Origin of the sequence: Delftia deserti (assembly GCF_042653485.1) — a bacterium.
GTDB lineage: Bacteria > Pseudomonadota > Gammaproteobacteria > Burkholderiales > Burkholderiaceae_C > Comamonas > Comamonas acidovorans.
Map to the genome: position 1 here is coordinate 7073081 of NZ_JBHSIH010000001.1, position 17932 is coordinate 7091012.

At 67.9% G+C, this 17932-nt stretch carries 14 protein-coding genes; 8 read left to right on the forward strand and 6 right to left on the reverse strand.

Annotation, left to right across the window (positions count from 1 at the left end):
• Positions 1-285 precede the first annotated feature (285 nt).
• The 5 genes from ACFPFG_RS33200 to ACFPFG_RS33220 all read left to right on the forward strand — a co-directional run bounded on the left by ACFPFG_RS33200 (position 286) and on the right by ACFPFG_RS33220 (position 7460).
• Positions 286-1524: an alpha-xenorhabdolysin family binary toxin subunit A gene (locus tag ACFPFG_RS33200; protein WP_380110116.1), complete on the forward strand. Its 1239-nt coding sequence runs from the start codon at positions 286-288 to the stop codon at positions 1522-1524.
• A gap of 65 nt (positions 1525-1589) precedes the next feature.
• The gene (locus ACFPFG_RS33205) at positions 1590-4046 is read left to right on the forward strand and encodes a hypothetical protein (protein ID WP_380110118.1); all 2457 of its coding nucleotides are present in this window, start codon (positions 1590-1592) and stop codon (positions 4044-4046) included.
• Positions 4047-4168: 122 nt separating this feature from the next.
• Entirely contained in the window at positions 4169-5341 is a 1173-nt protein-coding gene (locus ACFPFG_RS33210; protein WP_380110120.1) for an RICIN domain-containing protein, read from the forward strand.
• 120 nt (positions 5342-5461) lie between these two features.
• Positions 5462-6865 carry an MFS transporter gene (locus ACFPFG_RS33215; protein WP_380110122.1) on the forward strand — a complete coding sequence of 468 codons (1404 nt, stop codon included), beginning with the start codon at positions 5462-5464 and terminating at the stop codon, positions 6863-6865.
• 157 nt (positions 6866-7022) lie between these two features.
• Positions 7023-7460, forward strand: a complete 438-nt coding sequence (locus ACFPFG_RS33220; protein WP_380110124.1) for an OsmC family protein — start codon at positions 7023-7025, stop codon at positions 7458-7460.
• 22 nt (positions 7461-7482) lie between these two features.
• Here the strand turns inward: ACFPFG_RS33220 and azu are convergent, their stop codons facing one another.
• From azu to ACFPFG_RS33245, 5 genes are read right to left on the reverse strand one after another with little or no spacing between them, the layout of a single operon-like run.
• A complete protein-coding gene (gene azu / locus ACFPFG_RS33225) occupies positions 7483-7974 on the reverse strand; it encodes an azurin (RefSeq protein ID WP_380110127.1) in 492 nt (163 codons plus the stop codon).
• Between the two features lie 50 nt (positions 7975-8024).
• Positions 8025-8879, reverse strand: a complete 855-nt coding sequence (locus ACFPFG_RS33230) for an ABC transporter ATP-binding protein (RefSeq protein ID WP_380110129.1) — start codon at positions 8877-8879, stop codon at positions 8025-8027.
• Positions 8876-9964 carry a FecCD family ABC transporter permease gene (locus tag ACFPFG_RS33235; protein WP_380110131.1) on the reverse strand — a complete coding sequence of 363 codons (1089 nt, stop codon included), beginning with the start codon at positions 9962-9964 and terminating at the stop codon, positions 8876-8878. Before ACFPFG_RS33235 ends, ACFPFG_RS33230 begins: the two co-directional genes overlap by 4 nt.
• The gene (locus ACFPFG_RS33240) at positions 9961-11172 is read right to left on the reverse strand and encodes an ABC transporter substrate-binding protein (protein ID WP_380110132.1); all 1212 of its coding nucleotides are present in this window, start codon (positions 11170-11172) and stop codon (positions 9961-9963) included. The genes ACFPFG_RS33235 and ACFPFG_RS33240 overlap by 4 nt, the downstream gene beginning before the upstream one ends.
• 13 nt (positions 11173-11185) lie before the next feature.
• Positions 11186-13516: a TonB-dependent receptor gene (locus ACFPFG_RS33245; protein WP_380110134.1), complete on the reverse strand. Its 2331-nt coding sequence runs from the start codon at positions 13514-13516 to the stop codon at positions 11186-11188.
• 152 nt (positions 13517-13668) lie between these two features.
• Here ACFPFG_RS33245 and ACFPFG_RS33250 point away from each other — a divergent pair, with 152 nt between their 5' ends.
• Together ACFPFG_RS33250 and ACFPFG_RS33255 are read left to right on the forward strand one after the other, a co-directional pair.
• A complete protein-coding gene (locus ACFPFG_RS33250; RefSeq protein WP_183021449.1) occupies positions 13669-14433 on the forward strand; it encodes a response regulator in 765 nt (254 codons plus the stop codon).
• Positions 14433-15866 (forward strand): ATP-binding protein, encoded by a 1434-nt coding sequence (locus tag ACFPFG_RS33255; protein WP_380110136.1) that lies wholly within the window; start codon positions 14433-14435, stop codon positions 15864-15866. The genes ACFPFG_RS33250 and ACFPFG_RS33255 overlap by 1 nt, the downstream gene beginning before the upstream one ends.
• On the opposite strand, the gene ACFPFG_RS33260 is transcribed toward ACFPFG_RS33255, so the two are convergent.
• Positions 15867-16667: a SprT-like domain-containing protein gene (locus tag ACFPFG_RS33260; RefSeq protein WP_374617748.1), complete on the reverse strand. Its 801-nt coding sequence runs from the start codon at positions 16665-16667 to the stop codon at positions 15867-15869. It abuts the gene before it with no gap.
• 122 nt (positions 16668-16789) lie between these two features.
• On the opposite strand from ACFPFG_RS33260, the gene ACFPFG_RS33265 reads away from it, so the two are divergent.
• Complete coding sequence (locus tag ACFPFG_RS33265) at positions 16790-17929, forward strand: helix-turn-helix transcriptional regulator (protein WP_380110138.1); 1140 nt, start codon at positions 16790-16792, stop codon at positions 17927-17929.
• Positions 17930-17932 lie beyond the last annotated feature (3 nt).

Sequence of the window (17932 nt, forward strand, 5' to 3'; positions counted from 1 at the left end):
GAGGCAATGGACTGATCGTGCTCATTGCCATGGTTCGCGCAGGGGACAGGCTCCTTGGAGTGTGAGAGGGCAGTCCGGCTGCTGTCCTTATCCCCAGTGCTGTATGAATTTGTGTCACTTGTTTGGGGGACATACAGGGCCATGGCGGCTACCTAGCATCCGGTCGACTGGAGCGCAAAAGGATGGCGGGCGATGACTGCGGTGCGGCCATTTCTTCAACGCCGCCGCTTGTTTGCACGCCGATTCGAGGCCGAATCCGGCCTTTCACCATCAGGAGCCTTCGCCATGTCCGACCCTGCAAATCCAACGAATGCCTTCACACCGTCTGCCGATATCTACAAGGGAATTTCCGTTCTCAGTTCAGAGGACTGGATCGGGCTGACGACGTTCTTCGAGTCTGCAGTCACCGACAACCCGACCACCACGGAGCTGATGCGCGCGATGCTGGGCATGCAGAAGCAGGATGCTTTCAGGCCGGAGTTTTCCGAAGCGGTGGAGCTGTTCGTCACGCTCAAGGGTGTCGGCCAGAAGTTCAAGGCCGATGTGCAGGACAAGATGCTGACGCTGGCCGACGATATCGTTCAGTACAACGATGTGGCGGCAACCACCTATGAGCGGCTGATCGAGCTGGTGGACCGTTTCGATCTGGAGGGGGCGCCCACCCCATCGGCGGAGCCGGCGGTGGAAGCGAAATGGAAGGCCCTGGTCAAGGTTTGGGAAAGCGATACGCCCAGCGGGCGGTCGGAGCAGATCAAGCGCAATTTCAGCAGCGCGCTGGAGCAGTTGATTGAAGACGCCAATGCGCGCTCGGTGCGTGCCTTCGCGCTGCAGAACTCCATTCTTGACAACGGCAACGGAATACTGGTGCGCCTGAACGCCTGCAAGACCGCATTCAATGGACAAAAGCAGAAGTTCACGACCAATCTGGGCGCCGAGGGTGCTGCCAACCAGAAGCTGAAGGCCGCCGTGGAGAAGCTGGAGAACGACTTGAAGGCCCTGCGCCGCAAGGAAAAGGATGAAGTCATCGTGCTGTCCACGTCTCCGGCCTATCTGGCGATTCCGCTTTTCGGGCCGCTGATTCTGGCGGGGGTGGATATCGGTGTGGGTGCGGACCTTGCGGTCACGCGCAGGAAGATTGCCGAGAAGGTGGATGAGGTGAGAACCATCCAGGCCACGATGGCCACGAACGAGCGCTTCATCGGCTACTACAACCGAAGCAATGATCGCTTTGACAGCATCAGCAAGAGCATCGAAGACCTGGGCCCCAAGCTCAAGACGCTGGGCGAGGCATGGCGCGCGATTTCTGCCGATCTGGGCAACATACACAAGGTCTTGAGCACCACCGGCCGCAAGTCCCTGCAAGGGGAAAACTGGTTCAGCCTGACGGTGGTGCTGGGCACGGCAAAGAAGGGCTGGGCGCGTGTCGCCGGACAGGCAGACCATTTCCGCCGTTTTGGCGGCACGCCGAAGAAGGCGCAGAGCGTGGACCAACTGGTGGAGCTTGCCAGCAAGAAGGCAGCCTGAGCGATCTGCTCCGGCCTTTGTCCCACCGCTGCACAGGTGCAGTGCCTTACCTGGAACCACCCGCCATGACTTCAGCAATGACTCCCGCGCTCACTGCCGCGCTCACTGCCGCGATAACTCCCATTGAATTGCGAACCCTGATCGATCGCTACAGAGCCGAGGGCCTGGTGCCGCCAGGGCCGCTGGTCTGCAGCGGTGGCCGGGCGCCGGACGGCAGCTTCAATCCCTTCGGCATCGTGGCCGATCTGGTGGTGGACCTGAAGGTGTTGCTGGACGAGGCCGACGCGGCTGGCCTGCAGGCGCTGGACATCCATGCCGATACCGTGGTGGTGCCCGAGGGGTTCGACAGGCGGCTTGACGGTGCGGTGCGGCGGCTGACGGTGATTGCCCGCCGCATTGTTTCCGAAGGCACGACGGTGTTGCGCATGCTGCATGACGAGGACAACGAGCTCAGCAGGGTGCGCATTTTCGTGGAAACCGTGGAGGGCCGGTTCACGCTGTACGGCGGCCCCACGCGCGACACCGCTTATGCGCTGGAGGAGGCCTGGGACACGGTGGCGCGGCCGCAGTTCAGCAATTTCCTGTGGCAGGACAACCGGGCTGTGGTGAAGCACACCCCCGTGCCGCCCGGCCTGCTGGAGCATGGCGAGCCGATGCACAGGGTGCTGGCCGCGCTGTTTGCCCTGAGCGCCGGCATGGCGGGCAGGCCCGGCCATAGCGCGGCCGAACTGGCGTTGTGCCATGAGGCGCTGGGCTGGATCACGCGCTGGTCAGGGGTCGAGTCCGGGTTTGGCGAGTTGATCCAGGCGGCGGGTTCGCTGCAGCGTCTGCTGCCGGCCATGGGCGTTGCCGGGCTGGCCAGGCCGATTCCTGATCTGAGCGCCGGAAGCTACCTGTCGCTGGCCAAGGCCCGGCAGGAGGTGATGGCGGCCATGGAGGCCCACCTGCGCAGCCTGCGCGCCAGCGGCGAGCTGGCAGGTGCCGTGGGCAGCGTCGCGCAGGCGTTTGCCGACCGGGATACCTTGGACCTCAAGACGCTGGAGGCACGTTGCACCGAGCTGGAGCAGCGGTTGATTCAGCAGATCGAGGCCCTTGACCGCGCCGCACGCACGGTGCGCCAGGAGGAGCTTGAAGCGGAACTTTCCGCCCTGCGGCTGAAGCTGGCGAGCGACGTTGCCCAGATCGTGCGCACCGTGAAGATGAGCCTGGAAATCGCCTTTGGCGTCATCGCAGTCGCGGGCAGCGTGGCCGCCCTGTGCGTGGGCGTGCCGCCCGACCCGAAGGCGTTGACCGAGACCGGTCAGAAAGGCGTGCTCGGCCTGAAGGATTTGTACGGGCAGGCCAAGACGCTTGGCGGCAGCATAGACGGCCCGCTCAAGGCGCTGAAGGCCCTGGGCCAGTCGTTTGCCATTCCGCTGCAATGGGCCAGGCACAACTCCAGCACGCTCAAGAATCTGGTGGATCCCGCCAAGGGCGCATTGAATGCGGTGCTGCCGGTGATCCGTGGGCCGCTGGGCGGGCTGGATGTCGAGGGGATTTCCCGGGAGCTGGGCGACACCATGCGTGCACTTGCGCTCATGCCGGATGCCAATGAAGCCAAGGCCGCCTGGACGGTGCTGGAGAACGATGCAGTCAACCGGCTGGATCTGGTGCTTGCCACGGAAGGCACCGAGGCGGCCGTGCGCAACGCTGCCAACACCCTCAAGACACAGGTGCAGAAGGTGGCCGTCCATGGCCGCCTGCTGGCAGAGCAAAGCGCATCCAAGAATGCCATTGCCCGTGAGCTTGCCACGCTCAAGCTGGAATACGTTGCGGTGATCGGCAAGCGCAAGCGCCTGCAGGCGCTGGAGCAGCAGGCGCTGACAGAGATGGTGCGCAGCGCGCGGCTGCAGGGGGAAATCACCCTCAGGGCAGAAAGTGCGCGCCGCGGCTTCTTCGTGGACTGCTTCGGGGCCCGCGCCGCACAGGCCTACGAGACCGGCAAGCAGCCCGGCCACCGTCTGTCGATGCCGGGCACGGCCGCTGCCATGGCAGATGCACACGCCACCCTGCTGGCAGACCACGCCAGCGCGCAGGCGGCCAATGCCAGGACCCAAGGGGATCTGCGGCGGGAATTGCGGGTCACTGACGCCGCGCTGCTGCAGCAGCTGGCGCATGGGCAGCCCATCAGCCTGTCCATTGCCACCAGCCATCCGGCACTGGCCAGCTACCGCCGCATCCGCCTTTCTTCGGTGCAGGCCTGGCTGGAGTTTGCCGATGCCTCGGCCCAGCGCATCAATATCGACATGGTGACCGGCAGCGACTTTCACGACAGCACGGGCAACGGGGACGAGAGGCTTTTCTGCTCGCCCCTGAAGATCAACTTCACCTACGCCGGCGACCAGATCGAGTTCTCGCAGCACCTGGGAGACGTCTGCCCGACGCCGTTCACGACGTGGCTGATCGAAGTGCTGGAGCCCCGACAGATGCCGGCAGCGCCTCGGGCCCTGCGCCTGTTGATGGCCGGCACTGCCGCCAGATGACGCGGCTTCTGTGGCTGCCCGCCGCTGCCACGGCGCTGTGCTGCGGTGGCGCCCTGGCATCAAGCTGCCGCGTCGAAGCCGAGCCCGCGCGTGAGCCAGTCGCAAGGCAGGTATGGACCGATATGGCCGAGTTCTCGTTCCTGACCGGGCTTGATCTGGACGATGCCAGCGGCCGCATGACGCTGTCAAGGAACCTGGAGAGCATGCCGTCGTTCCCTGCGCTGAAGGCGGCATCGGCCGATTGGGGCACGCTGCGTGCACGTATCGACGGGTTGGCCGATACGGTGCAAAAGCTGGGGCAGGCCGTGGGGCGTTTGCAGCAGCTGTGCGACCAGCTGGATGCCGTTTCGCTGACCCCCGACGCGCCGCTGGACGAGGCCCGATGGAATGCGGGTGTCGCAACCGTCGAGACGGAGATGGATGCGGCCATTGCGGCGGCTGCACCCGTAGTTGCGCAGCTGGAAAGTCATGCCTCGCTGCTTCGCGTGGCCGCCGCGCACCATGCCAGGCAGCCGCCACCGGCAAACGCGGTGGTCCGCCTTGGGCCCGCGCCGCAGGCGATGGCAACGGAATTCAGCACCCTGGCATTGCGCTGGCGGGCCGTGGCCTCCGACCTTGCAAATGCTCGCCGCATCTTGCCGGTGAGGCCGGTGCGTGGTTCATCCGCGCCCTTGATCGCCATGACGGCCGCCATGCGGGAACTGGCACGGATCTCCGCCGAGGCGCACGCACTCTCGGCCCAGCGGCTCAGCGATGCGGATTTTCGGCGCTACGAGACGGGCGACTCCCTGTACGACCAATGCCCCATGCTCAAGGACCGCCAATGGGTCGGGCTGCAGAACCTGTATTGGAGCGAAAGGCGCAACGCGGTAGCGCTGCTGCAGGGCACGGGCCTTGTGTCGCCTCCCGGGTTGTTCAACTTCGAGCCATGGCAGATTTCCGTCCCGGCCATGATTCTGGGCGCCGACAGATGGAGGTTCCTGCGCACCGGCAAGGGCTACTGGCTTGTCCAGAATGCGGCGTTCGGACCGGGCACCATGGCGCTCGATGTCGCCAGCGTGGCCGGGAAACCGCATCTTGAACTGAAGATGACGGCGTCGGCGGGAGACTCCCCACGCTTCAGCGGCCAGCAATGGCGCTGTGCGCCCAGTGACCTGCCGGGCCAGTTCCATCTCTACAACCGCTTCCTGTCGGATGCCGTCGTGCTGGATACCGCCAATGACAATGGCATTGCCGTCATGCTGCCGGCCACCAGCCGCTCCTCTGGCCAGTATTGGCGTGTGATCGAGCGGTAAGAGGTACTTGGGGGCAGGACCCCCTTGATCTCAACCGCACTTGAGGTTGCATGCTCCAGGCTTCTCGTCGCCATGGCACTGCGCCACGGCCGGCGCAGACCCTGCAACCAAGAAGCATCCATGCCCCATCAAGATTCCCTCACGCTGGACGATCAGGTCCGGCCGACGACCGCCGAGAGCTGGTCCATCCTGTCCTCTCCCTACCGCATGACGACGATCGGCATCGTCTCGCTGGTGGCCTTGATTGCCTTTGAGGCCCTGGCCGTGGCCACCGCCATGCCGGCGGTGGCCCGCGCGCTCGATGGGGTGCCGCTGTATGCGGTTGCGTTTGGCGTGACCCTGGCCACCAGCGTGGTGGGCATGACGGTGGCCGGCGGCTGGTGCGACGCGCGCGGGCCGGCGGCGCCGCTGTGGTCTGGCATGGCGTGTTTTGTGGCGGGATTGCTGCTGGCGGGCTTTGCGCCTTCCATGCCGGTGTTTCTGGCGGGGCGGCTGGTTCAGGGGCTGGGGGCGGGCGGCATGTCGGTGGCGCTGTATGTGCTGGTGGGCCGGCGGTATCCCGAGGCACTGCGGCGGCGTATTTTTGCGGCGTTTGCCACGGCCTGGGTGGTGCCCGCGCTGGTGGGGCCGGCGTTGAGCGGCCTGGTGGTGGAGCACCTGGGCTGGCGCTGGGTGTTCCTGAGCGTGCCCCTGCTGGCCTTGCCGGCCGGGGCGATGCTGCGCCCGGCGCTCCAAGGCCTGGGCGGCCATGGCCGGGGCATGCAGGGCGGTGTGCGGCGCGGGCTGTGGGCCCTGGGCGCGGCCACGGGCATCTGCCTTCTGTATGTGGGCGGGCAGAGGCAATCGGCGAGCGCCTTGGGGGCGGTGGCGGTGGCCGCGGCCTTGTCGCTGGTCTGCACCTGGAAGCTCTTGCCGGCCGGCACGCTGCGCGCCGGGCGCGGGCTGCCCAGCGTGATCGCCCTGCGCGGGCTGGTGTTTGCAGCGTTCTTCGGGGCCGAGGCGTTCCTGCCGCTGGTGCTGGCGCGCGAGCACGGGCTGTCAGCGCCCATGGCGGGGCTGGTGCTGAGCGCGGGTGCGCTGGGCTGGTGTTCCGCTTCCTGGTACCAGGGACACAGCCGCAACGGCTGGAGCCGTCACCGCTTCCTTCGTGTGGGCACCAGCGCGGTGCTGGCGGGCGTGCTGCTGACGGCATCGGTGGCCTGGCCGGCCGTGCCCGTGTGGGTGGCGGTGGCGGGCTGGATCGTGTCGGGGCTGGGCATGGGCCTGCTCTCGGCAAGCCTGTCGGTGCTCACGCTGTCCATGTCCGCGCCCGGCGAGCAGGGCGCCAACAGCTCGGCCCTGCAGCTGTGCGAGGCCATTGCCGTGGCGGCCACCCTGGCGATTGGCGGATCGCTGTTCGCGGCCTTGCTGGAGACTTCGGCCCAGGCGGCCTATCTGGCGAATTTTGGGGTTGCGGCCGGGGCGGCGGTGCTGGCGGCGGTGATCGTGGGGCGAACGGATACGCGGCAGGTGTTTGTGGGGTGAGGAGCCGGCTTTGCCATCACAAAGATCGCTGGATGAGTGTTTAAGCCTGGCTCTGTAGGACGTGCGCGCAGGGGCTGGCGCGCCCCGGGACCACGCCTTGCCCCGTGGCGACTGTGCTGTGATGGCGGCTTGTCCAACCAACGCACAGGAGAAACACATGTCCGAGAAAACCGCTTCCGTCCATTGGGAAGGTGCAGGCAAGACCGGCCAGGGCCGCATCAGCACGGAGACCGGCGCGCTCAAGGACCATCCCTACGGGTTCGGCAGCCGCTTCGGGGATGACCGAAAGGGAACGAATCCCGAGGAGATCGTGGGCGCCGCGCATGCGGCGTGTTTCACGATGGCCTTTGCCTTTGCCTGCGAGAAGGCGGGCATCGCCACCGAGATGCTGGACACCACGGCCAAGGTCCGGCTTGCCAAGGATGGCGAAGGCTTCAAGATCGACCGCATCGCACTCACGCTGGATGCCAAGGTGCCCGGCATCGATGAGGCGCAGTTCCAGAAGATCGCCCAGGAGGCCAAGTCCCAGTGCCCGCTGTCCAAGGCACTGGCAGGCGTGCCCGAGGTGACCCTGGTGGCCACGCTGCGCAAGTGAATGGGCGCAGGCCCTTTCCCTTTCAATCCCCCAGCACCAGCCGGCCCCGCATGGGCAGGGCATGCGATGGATACGAGCAAAAGTAGGTATAGCTTTCGCCCTGGCGCAGCCGCGCCACGGGGAAGGTGACCGAGGCGTGCTCGCCGCCCGACAGCATTTGCGTGGCCGCGATCACGCGTGCGTCGCTGTGGTCCACCCAGGCATGCTCGGGTCCGGCGCGCAGGCCGTCCGCGATGACGGCGTCGATGTCGGCGCTGCGGGCCAGCACCCAGTTGTGGCCGGCTTGCTGCCAGGGCTTCTTGCCGGTGTGCACCAGGTGCACGGTGAAAGTGTCGCAGCGCGGGCTGACGCGGATTTCGGCCAGGCTGAAGCGTTTGCCGGGCTGGCCTTCGATGGTGGTTTCGCAGGCGGTGCTGGCTGCTTCGGAGCTTGGCACGGCGTGGGCATGCTGGGCCTGGCCATTCAGGCAGAAGGCGGCCAGCAATGCAGCGGCGGCGGTGATGCGGATAGGCATTCGGGAATCTCCAGGAAAGAAGGGATGGAAATGTGGATGCGATGGCGGGCTCATGCCGCAGCCGCCAGCCCGTCCACGATGACCTGGGGCAGGCCCCGGGAGCAAGGCTCCACCCGGGCCTGCACGCCGTAGGCGCGGGACAGCAGGGCGGGGGTGATGGCCTGGGCGGGCGGGCCGTCGGCCAGCAGCCGGCCTTGCCTGAGCACGATGACGCGGTCGGCATGGCGCAGGGCGGCGCCCAGGTCGTGCAGCACGACCAGGGTGGTCATGCCGTGGCGGTGCGTTTGCTCGTGCACCAGCTGCATGACGTGGAACTGGTGGTTCAGGTCCAGGGCGGACAGCGGCTCGTCCAGCAGCAGCACGCGCGGCTCGCGGATCAGGGCCTGGGCCAGGCCTGCGAGCTGGGACTGGCCACCCGAGAGTTCGTCCAGGTGGCGCATGGCCAGGTGGGCGATGCCCAGGTGCTCAAGCAGGGCGGCGGCCTGGGTGACCGCATCCGGGGAGCCGGCCTGCTGCGGGCGCGTGGTGTGTGGCGAGGCCTTGCGCGCGGCCAGCAGCGATTCGATGACGCGCAGGTGCACGGCGGCCGGCAGGGCCTGTGGCAGGTAGACGATGCGGCGCGCGCGCTCGGCCAGGCTGGCGTGCTGCAGGTCCTGGCCTTCCAGCGTGATGCTGCCCTGGGCGCGCACCAGCCCGGCCAGGGCTCGCAGCAGGGTGGACTTGCCGCTGCCGTTGGGCCCCAGCACCGCGGTGAGCGTGCCGGCGCGCAGCGGGGCGATGTCCAGCGATTCGATGACGCGTCGGCGCCCGTAGGCGACGCTGAGACCCTCGATCTGCAGACCATCCTCCGTGAGAGGTGGCAGGCAGGTGGGTGCGAAGTGCGGAGTATTCAGGAGGGTGTTCATGTCCGCCCCCGCGTGCGCAGCACGATGGCCAGGAAGAAGGGAATGCCTACCAGCGAGGTGACGATGCCCACCGGGATGATCACGCCCGGGATCAGCGTCTTGGAAGCCACCGAGGCCAGCGACAGCACCAGCGCGCCGACGAGGGCGGCGGCGGGCAGGTAGAAGCGGTGGTCATCACCCACCATGCGGCGCGCGATGTGCGGTGCCACCAGGCCGATGAAGCCGATGCTGCCCACAAAGGCCACGGACAGCGCGGCCAGCAGGCTGATGCGCAGCAGGGCGCCCAGGCGCAGTCGGCGCACGTCCACGCCAAAGCTGGCGGCACGGTCCTCGCCCAGGCGCAAGGCAGTGAGGCGCCAGGCGTTGAGCAGCGAGAACGGCAGCACCAGGGCCAGCGCGGCGGCCAGACCGGCCACCTTGGGCCAGGTGGCACGGGAGAGGCTGCCCATGGTCCAGAAGACCAGGCCCTGCAGCGCCTCGGCCGTGGCCACGAACTGCAGCAGCGAGACCAGGGCATTGAAGCTGAACACCAGGGCAATGCCGAACAGCACCACGCCCGATGCGCTCATGCCGCCCCAGCGCGCCATCAGGTCCAGCAGCAGGGCCGAGGCCATGGCGAACAGGAAGGCGTTGGCAGGCACGGCCCAGGCCGTGGGCACGCCCGGCAGGCTCCAGTCCAGCACGATGGCCAGCGCCGCGCCGAAGGCGGCGGCCGAGGACAGGCCCAGCGTGAACGGGCTGGCCAGCGGGTTGGCCAGCACGGTCTGCATCTCGGCGCCGGCCAGGCCCAGGGACAGGCCGACGGCCACGGCCATCAAGGCGTAGGGCAGGCGAATGTCCCAGACGATGACGCGCAGCGCAGGCGGCGCCTGGTCGGCATGGCCCAGAGTGGCGATCAACTGGTCCAGCGCCAGCCCTGAGGGGCCGGTGGTGAAGTCCAGCAGCAGCGCGCCCACGATGGCCGCAGCCAGCAGGGCCAGCACCAGCACGCGCAGTGCGGTCAGGCGCCGGTAGCCCCTGGCCAGCGGCGTGGCGCTGGCGGCCGGGCTGGCGAGCTCCATGGGCAGGTCGGCGGCCATGTTCATCGCGCGGCTCCGCTGGCCGCCGTGGCCGCTGCCTTGGCAGGTGCATCGCCCCAGAAGGCACCGTGCATGGGCAGGGCGGGCAGGAAGCGGCGGTTGATCTCGTCCAGCGTGGCCTGGGGATCGATGTCGTGGAAGCGCTCTGGGTAGAACCACTTGGCCATGGCCTCGATGGCCAGGATGTTGGTGGGCGCGTCGTAGAAGTTGTGCCACAGGCCGTGGGCGCGGCCCTGGCGCACGGCGCCCAGCACCTCGAAGCCGGGGCGCGCGGCCAGCGCCTGCAGGCTGGCCGAGAGGTCGGCCGGCGCCACGCCGCTGCCCGCCTTGAGCATGAGGCGGTTGCTCTGCGGGCGGCTGCCGGTGGCGATGTAGACCTCGGGGTCGGCGGCGATCAACGCTTCCTGGTGCATGTCGCCTATGGCGCCGGGCACCTTGCCGGCCGCGACGTTGATGCCGCCGGCCGCCTCGATGAATTCGCCCATGTTGCCCTTGCCCACGGTGTGGCAGCAGCCGTCCCAGACGCCGGCCAGCAGTTCGGCGAATACGCGCGGGCGCTGGCTGGACGGTATGCCTTCCACGCGCTGGCGCACCTGCTGCAGATGCTGCGCGTAGAAGCTCGCATAGGCCTCGGCCTGTTCTTCGCGGTGCACGGCCTTGCCCAGGATGCGCATGCTGGCCAGGGTGTTGCGCACGGGCTGGGCGCGGAAGTCGATGAAGACCACGGGCACGCCGGCCTTTTGCAGATCCTTGACCAGGCCGCTCTGGCGCCCCGGCCCATGTCCGCCCAGGCCGAAGATGGCAATGTCGGGCCGCGTCGATACCGATTGCTCGGCGCTGACGCTGTCCTCCGAGGTGCGGCCGATGACCGGGATGCGGTCTATGGCCGGGAAGCGGCGCCGGTAGTCGGCATAGCCGTTGGGGTCGGCAAAGGGCAGCTCGCCCTGCCAGCCGGCGATGCGTGCCAGGGGCTGCTCGCCCTCGATCAGGGCCAGGGCGTAGAGGAAGCGGCCTTCGCCCAGCAGGATGCGCTCCACCTTGGCGGGAATCTCGACCGTGCGACCGACGATATCGACCAGCGTGGCAGCCGGTGCATTGGCAGCGGTGCCGGCAGGTGAGGCCGCAAGCGCGGAGGCGGACAGCAGGGCGGCGGCGCAGGCTGCGGCCAGCGCCAGCAGGGCACGGCGTGTGGGAAAACGGGGAATGGATTTCATGGGAAGGCCCGGCTCAGAAGGACATGTCCAGGCCCGCCGTGTAGGTGCGGCCCGCGCCCGGCACGCCGTACAGCTGGAAGCCGTCCAGCGAGGCCCCGATGCGGCTCCAGTAGAAGCGGTTGGTGAGGTTGTTGATGTTGAAGCGGGCCGTGAGCTGGCGGTTGATGCGCCAGCTCAGCGCCAGGTTCTGCACCAGGTAGCTGGGTGCCTTCTCGTGGTCTGCCACGTAGATGGGATGGGCGCCGTTGGCGCCGGGTGCCGTGCTGGAGGTGTTGTTCTGGCCTCCCACCATCACGTTGTCGGCATAGCGGCGCTCGCCCACGTACTGCGCGCCCCAGCTCAGGGTGACGGCCGGCGTCACCAGGAAGGAGGTCCAGACGCTGCCGCTCCAGTCCGGCACATTCCTGGCCTCGGCGCCCTCGTTCGCGCCCTTGGTGATGCGGCTCTTGAGGTGGGACAGGCCTGCGGAGACGGACCAGCGCGGCGTGATCTCGCCCTGCGCCCCCAGTTCGAACCCCTGCACGCGCTTGGACGGCAGGGCGCGGATGGGCGAGGCGTTGTCGGCGTTGTACTCCCAGGAGTCGCTGAGTTCGGTGCGGAACACGGCGCCCGTGAGCGACAGGCGACCGCCCAGCACATCCCACTGGCTGCCGGCTTCCCAGGTGCGCGACAGGGCCGGTGCGTAAGCCAGCTGCGCCGCCGTGCCATAGACGCCATTGTTGGTGGTCACGCCCACGGCCGAGGGCTGGGCCGCGCGGCTGTACGAGACATAGATGGAGCCTTCGCTGGCGGGCTTGTAGACCAGGCCCAGCCGGCCGCTGAGGGCGCCGTCGGTGCGGCTGGCGCTGCCGTTGCCGGCTTGCCAGCGGTCATAGCGCAGGGCGGTCTGGGCCTGCCATTGCGGCGAGAAGGTGATGGTGTCGTTCACATACACGCCCGCGTTCTGCACCGAGGCTCTGGCGCTACCTGCGCCGACCACGGTGGGCGTGCCCGGGAAAACGGTGGACGGGTTGGCCATGTCGAAGCCCAGCGTCCCCGTGGGCAGGTCCATGCTGCGCTCGCGGTCGCCATAGGTCTCGCGGTACAGCTCCAGGCCCGCCGTGAGGTCGTGCTTGAAGCCTGCCGTCTCGAAACGGGTGCGCACATCGGTCTGGTTATCGGCGATGGTGTAGCGCTTGGACACGGGCACCGATGCCAGGCGCAACGATGCGCTGGCGCCCGTGGTGTCCACCAGGCCGTAGTCGCCATACGAGAGCACGCCGCCCGGCCCGGCGATCAGCGGCCCCAGGCCCACATAGCCCAGCGAGTTCTTGCTGCTGCCGCTGTTCAAGCGCGCAGGCGCCAGCACGCTCCAGTTGTCGGCACGCTCGTAGCGGAACTGGTTGCGCACCGTGGTGTCCGGGGACAGGTCATGCTCGATGCGCGCCGTCACCGTGTCGGTGCGCGACTGCTGGGTGTAGAGGTTAGACGCGCCGTACCAGGCATGGCGCGGCACGCCCGGCATGGCCCGGCCGCCCGTGCCGCGCTGTATGGGCAGGCCGCCGTCGGGCATGTTGTCGTCCACCTGGTGGAACATATTGACCACGGTGCGCGTGGAAGTGCCCAGGCCGTGGGCGAAGGAGGCCGCCACGCCGTAGCGGTCGTAGTCCACCACGTCGCGGCCGGCCACGTCGTTGTGGTGCTTCATGAGGTTCAGGCGCACGGCGCCGGTCTCGCCCACGCTGCGGTTCAGGTCGGCCGTGACGCGGCGGTAGCCATCGCTGCCCGCGCCCGCCGAGCTGTTGTAGAAGGTGTCGCGCCCGGCCTCCTTGCTGACCAGGTTGACGCTGCCGCCCACGGCGGACACGCCCGACTCCACCGAGCCCGTGCCCTTGTAGACCTCGGCCTGCTCCAGGTTGAAGGTATCGGTGCGGCTGGCCATGCCCGCGTCGCGCACGCCGTCGATGGTGATGGCCTGCTCGGCCGAGAAGCCGCGGATGGTGAAGAAATCTCCCCAGCCCAGATTGCCCTCGCCCGAGGTGAAGGTGATGCCGGGAACGTTCTGCAGCACCTCCTGCAGGCTTTGGGCGTTCTGCTCGCGGATCAACTCGGCAGGCACCACGCTGATGCTCTGCGGCGTGTCGCGCAGCGGCTGGGTGAGCTTGGGGGACTGTACGGCGGCGGGCTGGTAGGCCGGGGTCTCACGCGTGGAGCGGACTTCGATCGCGTCCAGCTCGGCCGTGGCCTTGGTCGCAGTCTGGGCCACGACCAGCGAGGGCACGGCCAGGCAGGAGAAGGCGCCCAGCGTCAGCGCAAGGCTGGTGGACAGGGCGGGAGGGAAACTGTTGGAGTGACGGGAAGACATGGCAGCGAATCACTAGAATGAAAATCGTTCTTATTGACGAGCAGGACTCTAGTGACGCGACAGCGCAGACAGGCCAGCGGCCGCCGGGCAAATGCAATGCTCCATTGCACAGGCCGCCGCCACAACATTCCATTACAAAACGCCATGCGCCAATGCAATCCATGAGCGCACCAACCGCCGCATCCCCGGCCGCCCAGGGGCCGCGCATCCTGGTGGTGGACGACGATCCCGACATCCGCGAACTGCTGTGCGACTACCTGCGCGCCTCGGGAATGCGCCCGGCCGCCGTGGGTGACGGCCTGGCCATGTGGGACTGGCTGGGCCGGCATGCGGCCGACCTCATCGTGCTGGACCTGATGCTGCCCGGCACCGACGGCCTGGCCCTGTGCCGCAGCCTGCGCGAGCGCACCCATATCCCCGTGGTCATGCTCACGGCGCGCGGCGCCTTGCTGGACCGCATCCTGGGCCTGGAGATGGGGGCTGACGACTACCTGCCCAAGCCTTTCGATCCGCGCGAGCTGCTGGCCCGCATCAAGGTGGTGCTGCGCCGCGTGGCGCAGGCGCCCGCACCGGCCAGCGAGCCGGAGCACCTGCCCGTGCTGCGCTTTGCCGGCTGGACGCTGGACATGCGTGCGCGCGAGCTGCGCTCGCCCCAGGCCGTGCTGGTGCCGCTGGCCCAATCCGACTACCGCGTGCTCTGCGCGCTGGCCAGCAACCCGCACCGCACGCTGAGCCGCGATTACCTGGCCGACCATGTGTTCGGCCGCGAGCGCCAGGCGCAGGACCGCGCCATCGACGTCTGCGTGAGCCGGCTGCGCCAGCATCTTGAAGACCCCGCCCGCCAGGCCAGCCTGATCCGCACCGTGCGCAACGCCGGCTACGTGCTGACCTGCGACGTGGTGCCGCAGGCATCGTGATGGCTTGGGCACAGACCGGCGCGCTGCTGCAGCGCCTGTGGCCGCAGACGCTGTCCGGGCGCGTGGCCCTGATCCTGGTGGCCGGCATGCTGGCGGCCCAGGCGCTGACGGGCACCATCTGGTGGGAAAGCCGGCGCGGCCAGCTGCTGGAAGTGCCGCTGCGCCTGCTGGGCGCGCGCGCGGCCGACTCGCTGCTGCTGCTGTCCTGCCTGCCTCCCGAGGCGCGCGCCGCCGCCGTGGGCGCGCTGAGCACGCAGGGCTATCAGCTGACCCTGATCGATGCGGCCCGTGCTCGTCCCCTGATGGAAGACAAGGCGTCCGATCCCGCCGATGCGGCCGACGCCATGGCCAGCGATCTGCTGGCCGATGTGCTGGCGCGGCGAGTGGGCGCGGCCGTGCCGTTCCACCTGCTGGCGCTGGAGCTGCACGGCGGCGCGGAAACCCTGCTCACCGCCCATGAGCCCGAAGCCCATGTGCGCATGCTGCTGGGCCTGGGCAACGGCCAGTGGCTGCAGGTGCAGGCCGTGGAGGGTGAGGCAGGCTACCCCGTCAGGCCCTACCGGGCGCTGGCCGACTATGTGCTGCGCATCTACCTGCTGCGCATCGTCGTGGTCGTGGTGGTGGCGCTGCTGGCCGTGCGCCTGGCCATGCGCCCGCTGGCCCGCATGGCCAGCGCGGCCGACGCGCTGGGCAAGGACCTGCAAAGCCCGCCGCTGCCGCTGGACGGCCCGCGCGAGGTGCGCCAGGCGGCGCAGGCCTTCAATGCCATGCAGCAGCGCATTGCCGATGGCGTGGCCGAGCGCACGCGTTTCTTTGCAGCCGTCTCGCACGACCTGCGCACGCCCATCACGCGGCTGCGCCTGCGCTCGGAAATGCTGGAGCCGGCATCCCTGCGCGACAAATTTCGCCGCGATCTGCAGGAGATGGAGGCCATGGTCACCGCCACGCTGGACATGCTCACCGGCGCCGACGCGCGCGGCGAGCGCCAGGCGCTGGACATCAACGCCCTGGTGCAGGGCGTGGCCCAGGACCTGGGCGAGGCGCATGGAGTGCACATCCCCATCACGGGCCGCGCGCTGCGCCCGCTCGATTGCTATCCCCACAGCCTGCGCCGCTGCCTGCAGAACCTGCTGGAGAACGCGCTGCGCTATGGCCGCGACGCCGAACTGCGCATCAGCGACAGCGACGATCTGCTGCGCATCGACGTGCTGGACCGCGGGCCGGGCATTGCCCAGGAGCAACTGGCCCAGGTGCTGGAGCCGTTCTACCGCATGGAGGCCTCGCGCAACGCGGGCTCGGGCGGGTTTGGCCTGGGCCTGTCCATTGCCGATGCCGTGGCCAAGGCGCATGGCGGGCGCATCGTGCTGGGCAATCGGGAGGGGGGCGGGCTGGAGGCGATGCTGGAGCTGCCGCGCAAGACTCCTGCCCGCTGATCAATCCTGGGCTGTGAAGCCTTTGCCGCAATCGCCGCAGATCAGGTTCAGCCCAGGCTTGCCCCAGACATTGACGGGCGCCGCGCAACCGCCGCAGCGGTACTTGACACGTAGCGACTTGTTCACGGGCTGCACCATGGTCTCGCCGGTGGTGGAGCCCGGCACAGCCACCGAGGTGCCCACGGGCCGCACGGCTTCGGCCAGGGCGGGCACGGAGGACATGGGCGGCTGCGTGCCCTGCATGCCCTGGATCTGCGTGGCCATGCTCCACTGGCCCGTCACCACATGCTCGATGGCCGGGAAGCGGTCGTACCAGCTCAGTTGGAAGCGCGTGGTCAGCAACTGCTCGCAGGCCACGAGGAAGGGGCCGCCCGCAATGGCGTAGTCGGCCATCATGTCGCCCGTGCGCCGGCCGCCGGGCCGGCCCGTGGACGAGGGCATGAGGCCCAGCGATTCCAGCTTGTCCGCCCATTCCTCGTTGTGATAGCGCGCGCGGCCCGGCTTGCCGAAGTGGTGCTGCCACAGGTGGGTCATCTCATGCACCAGGGTCTGCAGCGTCTCGATGATGGGCACGGCCGCGAAGTAGGCGGGGTTGAGCGCAATCTCGTCCGTGGTGCTGCCGTCCAGCGACGCAAAGCGTGCCGCAGAGAAGTAGCCGCAGGTGCGCTTTTCGCGCTGCAGCGTGATCAGGCAATGGGGCAGGGCATCGTCGAACAGGCGCTGGTTGAAGTGCTCGTAGGCCTGCTGCAGTTCGGAATAGGTTTCGCGCGTGGGGGCGGAGCGTACGGGGGCGGCGGGCATTGATGGATTGTGCAATACATAAAACCAGTGGACATTTGCCCCGGATCGACTTGGCAAAACCTTCATCGGAATTCAGAACGATCTGATTGAGAATAGCCATAGCCAATAAATAATTCCATTTCATGAAAAACATTCATGAGCAAGATGCCAGGGGCCATGTAGCGGGACTGCTGTATGACGGAGTACTTTCCGCCCAGGATTGGCAGTCCGCACTGGACGCCATGCGGGAGGCGCTGGGCGCATCCGTTTTCCATTTCTTCACGCTGGGCGGCACTGATGTCGGGGTGATCGAGAGCGTGCACAACCACGACCTGGCGGGCATAGACGCCGATAAATTGCGCGAGTACGAAACCCACTATGTTGGCGAGGACCTGCGCATGTCCGTCGTGGCGAGCCTGCCGCAGGGCCAGTTCATGCTCGACCACGAGCATTTCAGCGCATGGGACATGTCGCGCAACGCGGTCTACGCCGATGTGCTGGCGCCCCACGGACTTCGCAACACGCTGGGTGTCATGGTGCGCGACCAGGGGGGGACGCAGGACTTCCTGGGTTTCATGCGTCCCACGGACCGTGGGCCTTATGGCGCGCAGGAGCGGGTCTTCATGCAGCAGTTGATGCCCGATCTGGCGCGTGCCACCCGCCTGCGCATGCAGATGGGTGGACTGGCGCGGCAGGCGGCTTTGGGACTCACAGCCCTGGGCAACTTGCCGCAAGGCATCGCACTTGTGGATTCAGATTGCCGCATCCACTACAGCAACCCCTCGGCCGACTGCCTGCTGGCAGCTTTTTGCGCGGCCTTGTCTGTGCGCCACGGCCTGCTGCGCTGCGTTGACGGGCAGGCCCAGGCGCAACTGCTGCGTCTTGTGGCCCAGGCTTGCGGCCATCATGCGCAGGGCCTGGCCGGGGCGCTGTGCCTGACGGCAGGCTCTGCGTTACGGTTGATGGTGACGGTCCTGCCGCTCAAGCCCAGCCATGCCGCTGCGTTCCGCCAGCAGCCCATGGCTTTGCTGGTAATGGCGGATGCCGGTACGCCATTTTCTGGCCCGAGTCCCGGACTCGTGCAGGAGGCGCTGGGTTTGTCGCCCTCGGAAGCGCGCCTGGCGGTGCTGCTTGCCACGGGCAGGACCGTCAAGGACTACGCCCGGATAGAGGGGTGCAGCTGGCACACGGCGCGTACACACATGAAGAACCTGATGCGCAAGACCGGTTGCCACCGGCAGGTGGAATTGGTGGGGCTGCTGCAATCCCTGCAACCGAGGTGAGTC

What these genes read in the sequence shown, in the direction of transcription:
- ACFPFG_RS33235 (WP_380110131.1), bottom strand. Translation starts at nt 9,964, where the DNA reads ATGAACATGGCCGCCGACCTGCCCATGGAGCTCGCCAGCCCGGCCGCC.
- ACFPFG_RS33210 (WP_380110120.1), top strand. Translation starts at nt 4,169, where the DNA reads ATGGCCGAGTTCTCGTTCCTGACCGGGCTTGATCTGGACGATGCCAGC.
- ACFPFG_RS33260 (WP_374617748.1), bottom strand. Translation starts at nt 16,667, where the DNA reads ATGCCCGCCGCCCCCGTACGCTCCGCCCCCACGCGCGAAACCTATTCC.
- ACFPFG_RS33220 (WP_380110124.1), top strand. Translation starts at nt 7,023, where the DNA reads ATGTCCGAGAAAACCGCTTCCGTCCATTGGGAAGGTGCAGGCAAGACC.
- ACFPFG_RS33255 (WP_380110136.1), top strand. Translation starts at nt 14,433, where the DNA reads ATGGCTTGGGCACAGACCGGCGCGCTGCTGCAGCGCCTGTGGCCGCAG.
- ACFPFG_RS33265 (WP_380110138.1), top strand. Translation starts at nt 16,790, where the DNA reads ATGAAAAACATTCATGAGCAAGATGCCAGGGGCCATGTAGCGGGACTG.
- ACFPFG_RS33205 (WP_380110118.1), top strand. Translation starts at nt 1,590, where the DNA reads ATGACTTCAGCAATGACTCCCGCGCTCACTGCCGCGCTCACTGCCGCG.
- azu (WP_380110127.1), bottom strand. Translation starts at nt 7,974, where the DNA reads ATGCCTATCCGCATCACCGCCGCCGCTGCATTGCTGGCCGCCTTCTGC.
- ACFPFG_RS33245 (WP_380110134.1), bottom strand. Translation starts at nt 13,516, where the DNA reads ATGTCTTCCCGTCACTCCAACAGTTTCCCTCCCGCCCTGTCCACCAGC.
- ACFPFG_RS33200 (WP_380110116.1), top strand. Translation starts at nt 286, where the DNA reads ATGTCCGACCCTGCAAATCCAACGAATGCCTTCACACCGTCTGCCGAT.
- ACFPFG_RS33250 (WP_183021449.1), top strand. Translation starts at nt 13,669, where the DNA reads ATGCAATCCATGAGCGCACCAACCGCCGCATCCCCGGCCGCCCAGGGG.
- ACFPFG_RS33230 (WP_380110129.1), bottom strand. Translation starts at nt 8,879, where the DNA reads ATGAACACCCTCCTGAATACTCCGCACTTCGCACCCACCTGCCTGCCA.
- ACFPFG_RS33240 (WP_380110132.1), bottom strand. Translation starts at nt 11,172, where the DNA reads ATGAAATCCATTCCCCGTTTTCCCACACGCCGTGCCCTGCTGGCGCTG.
- ACFPFG_RS33215 (WP_380110122.1), top strand. Translation starts at nt 5,462, where the DNA reads ATGCCCCATCAAGATTCCCTCACGCTGGACGATCAGGTCCGGCCGACG.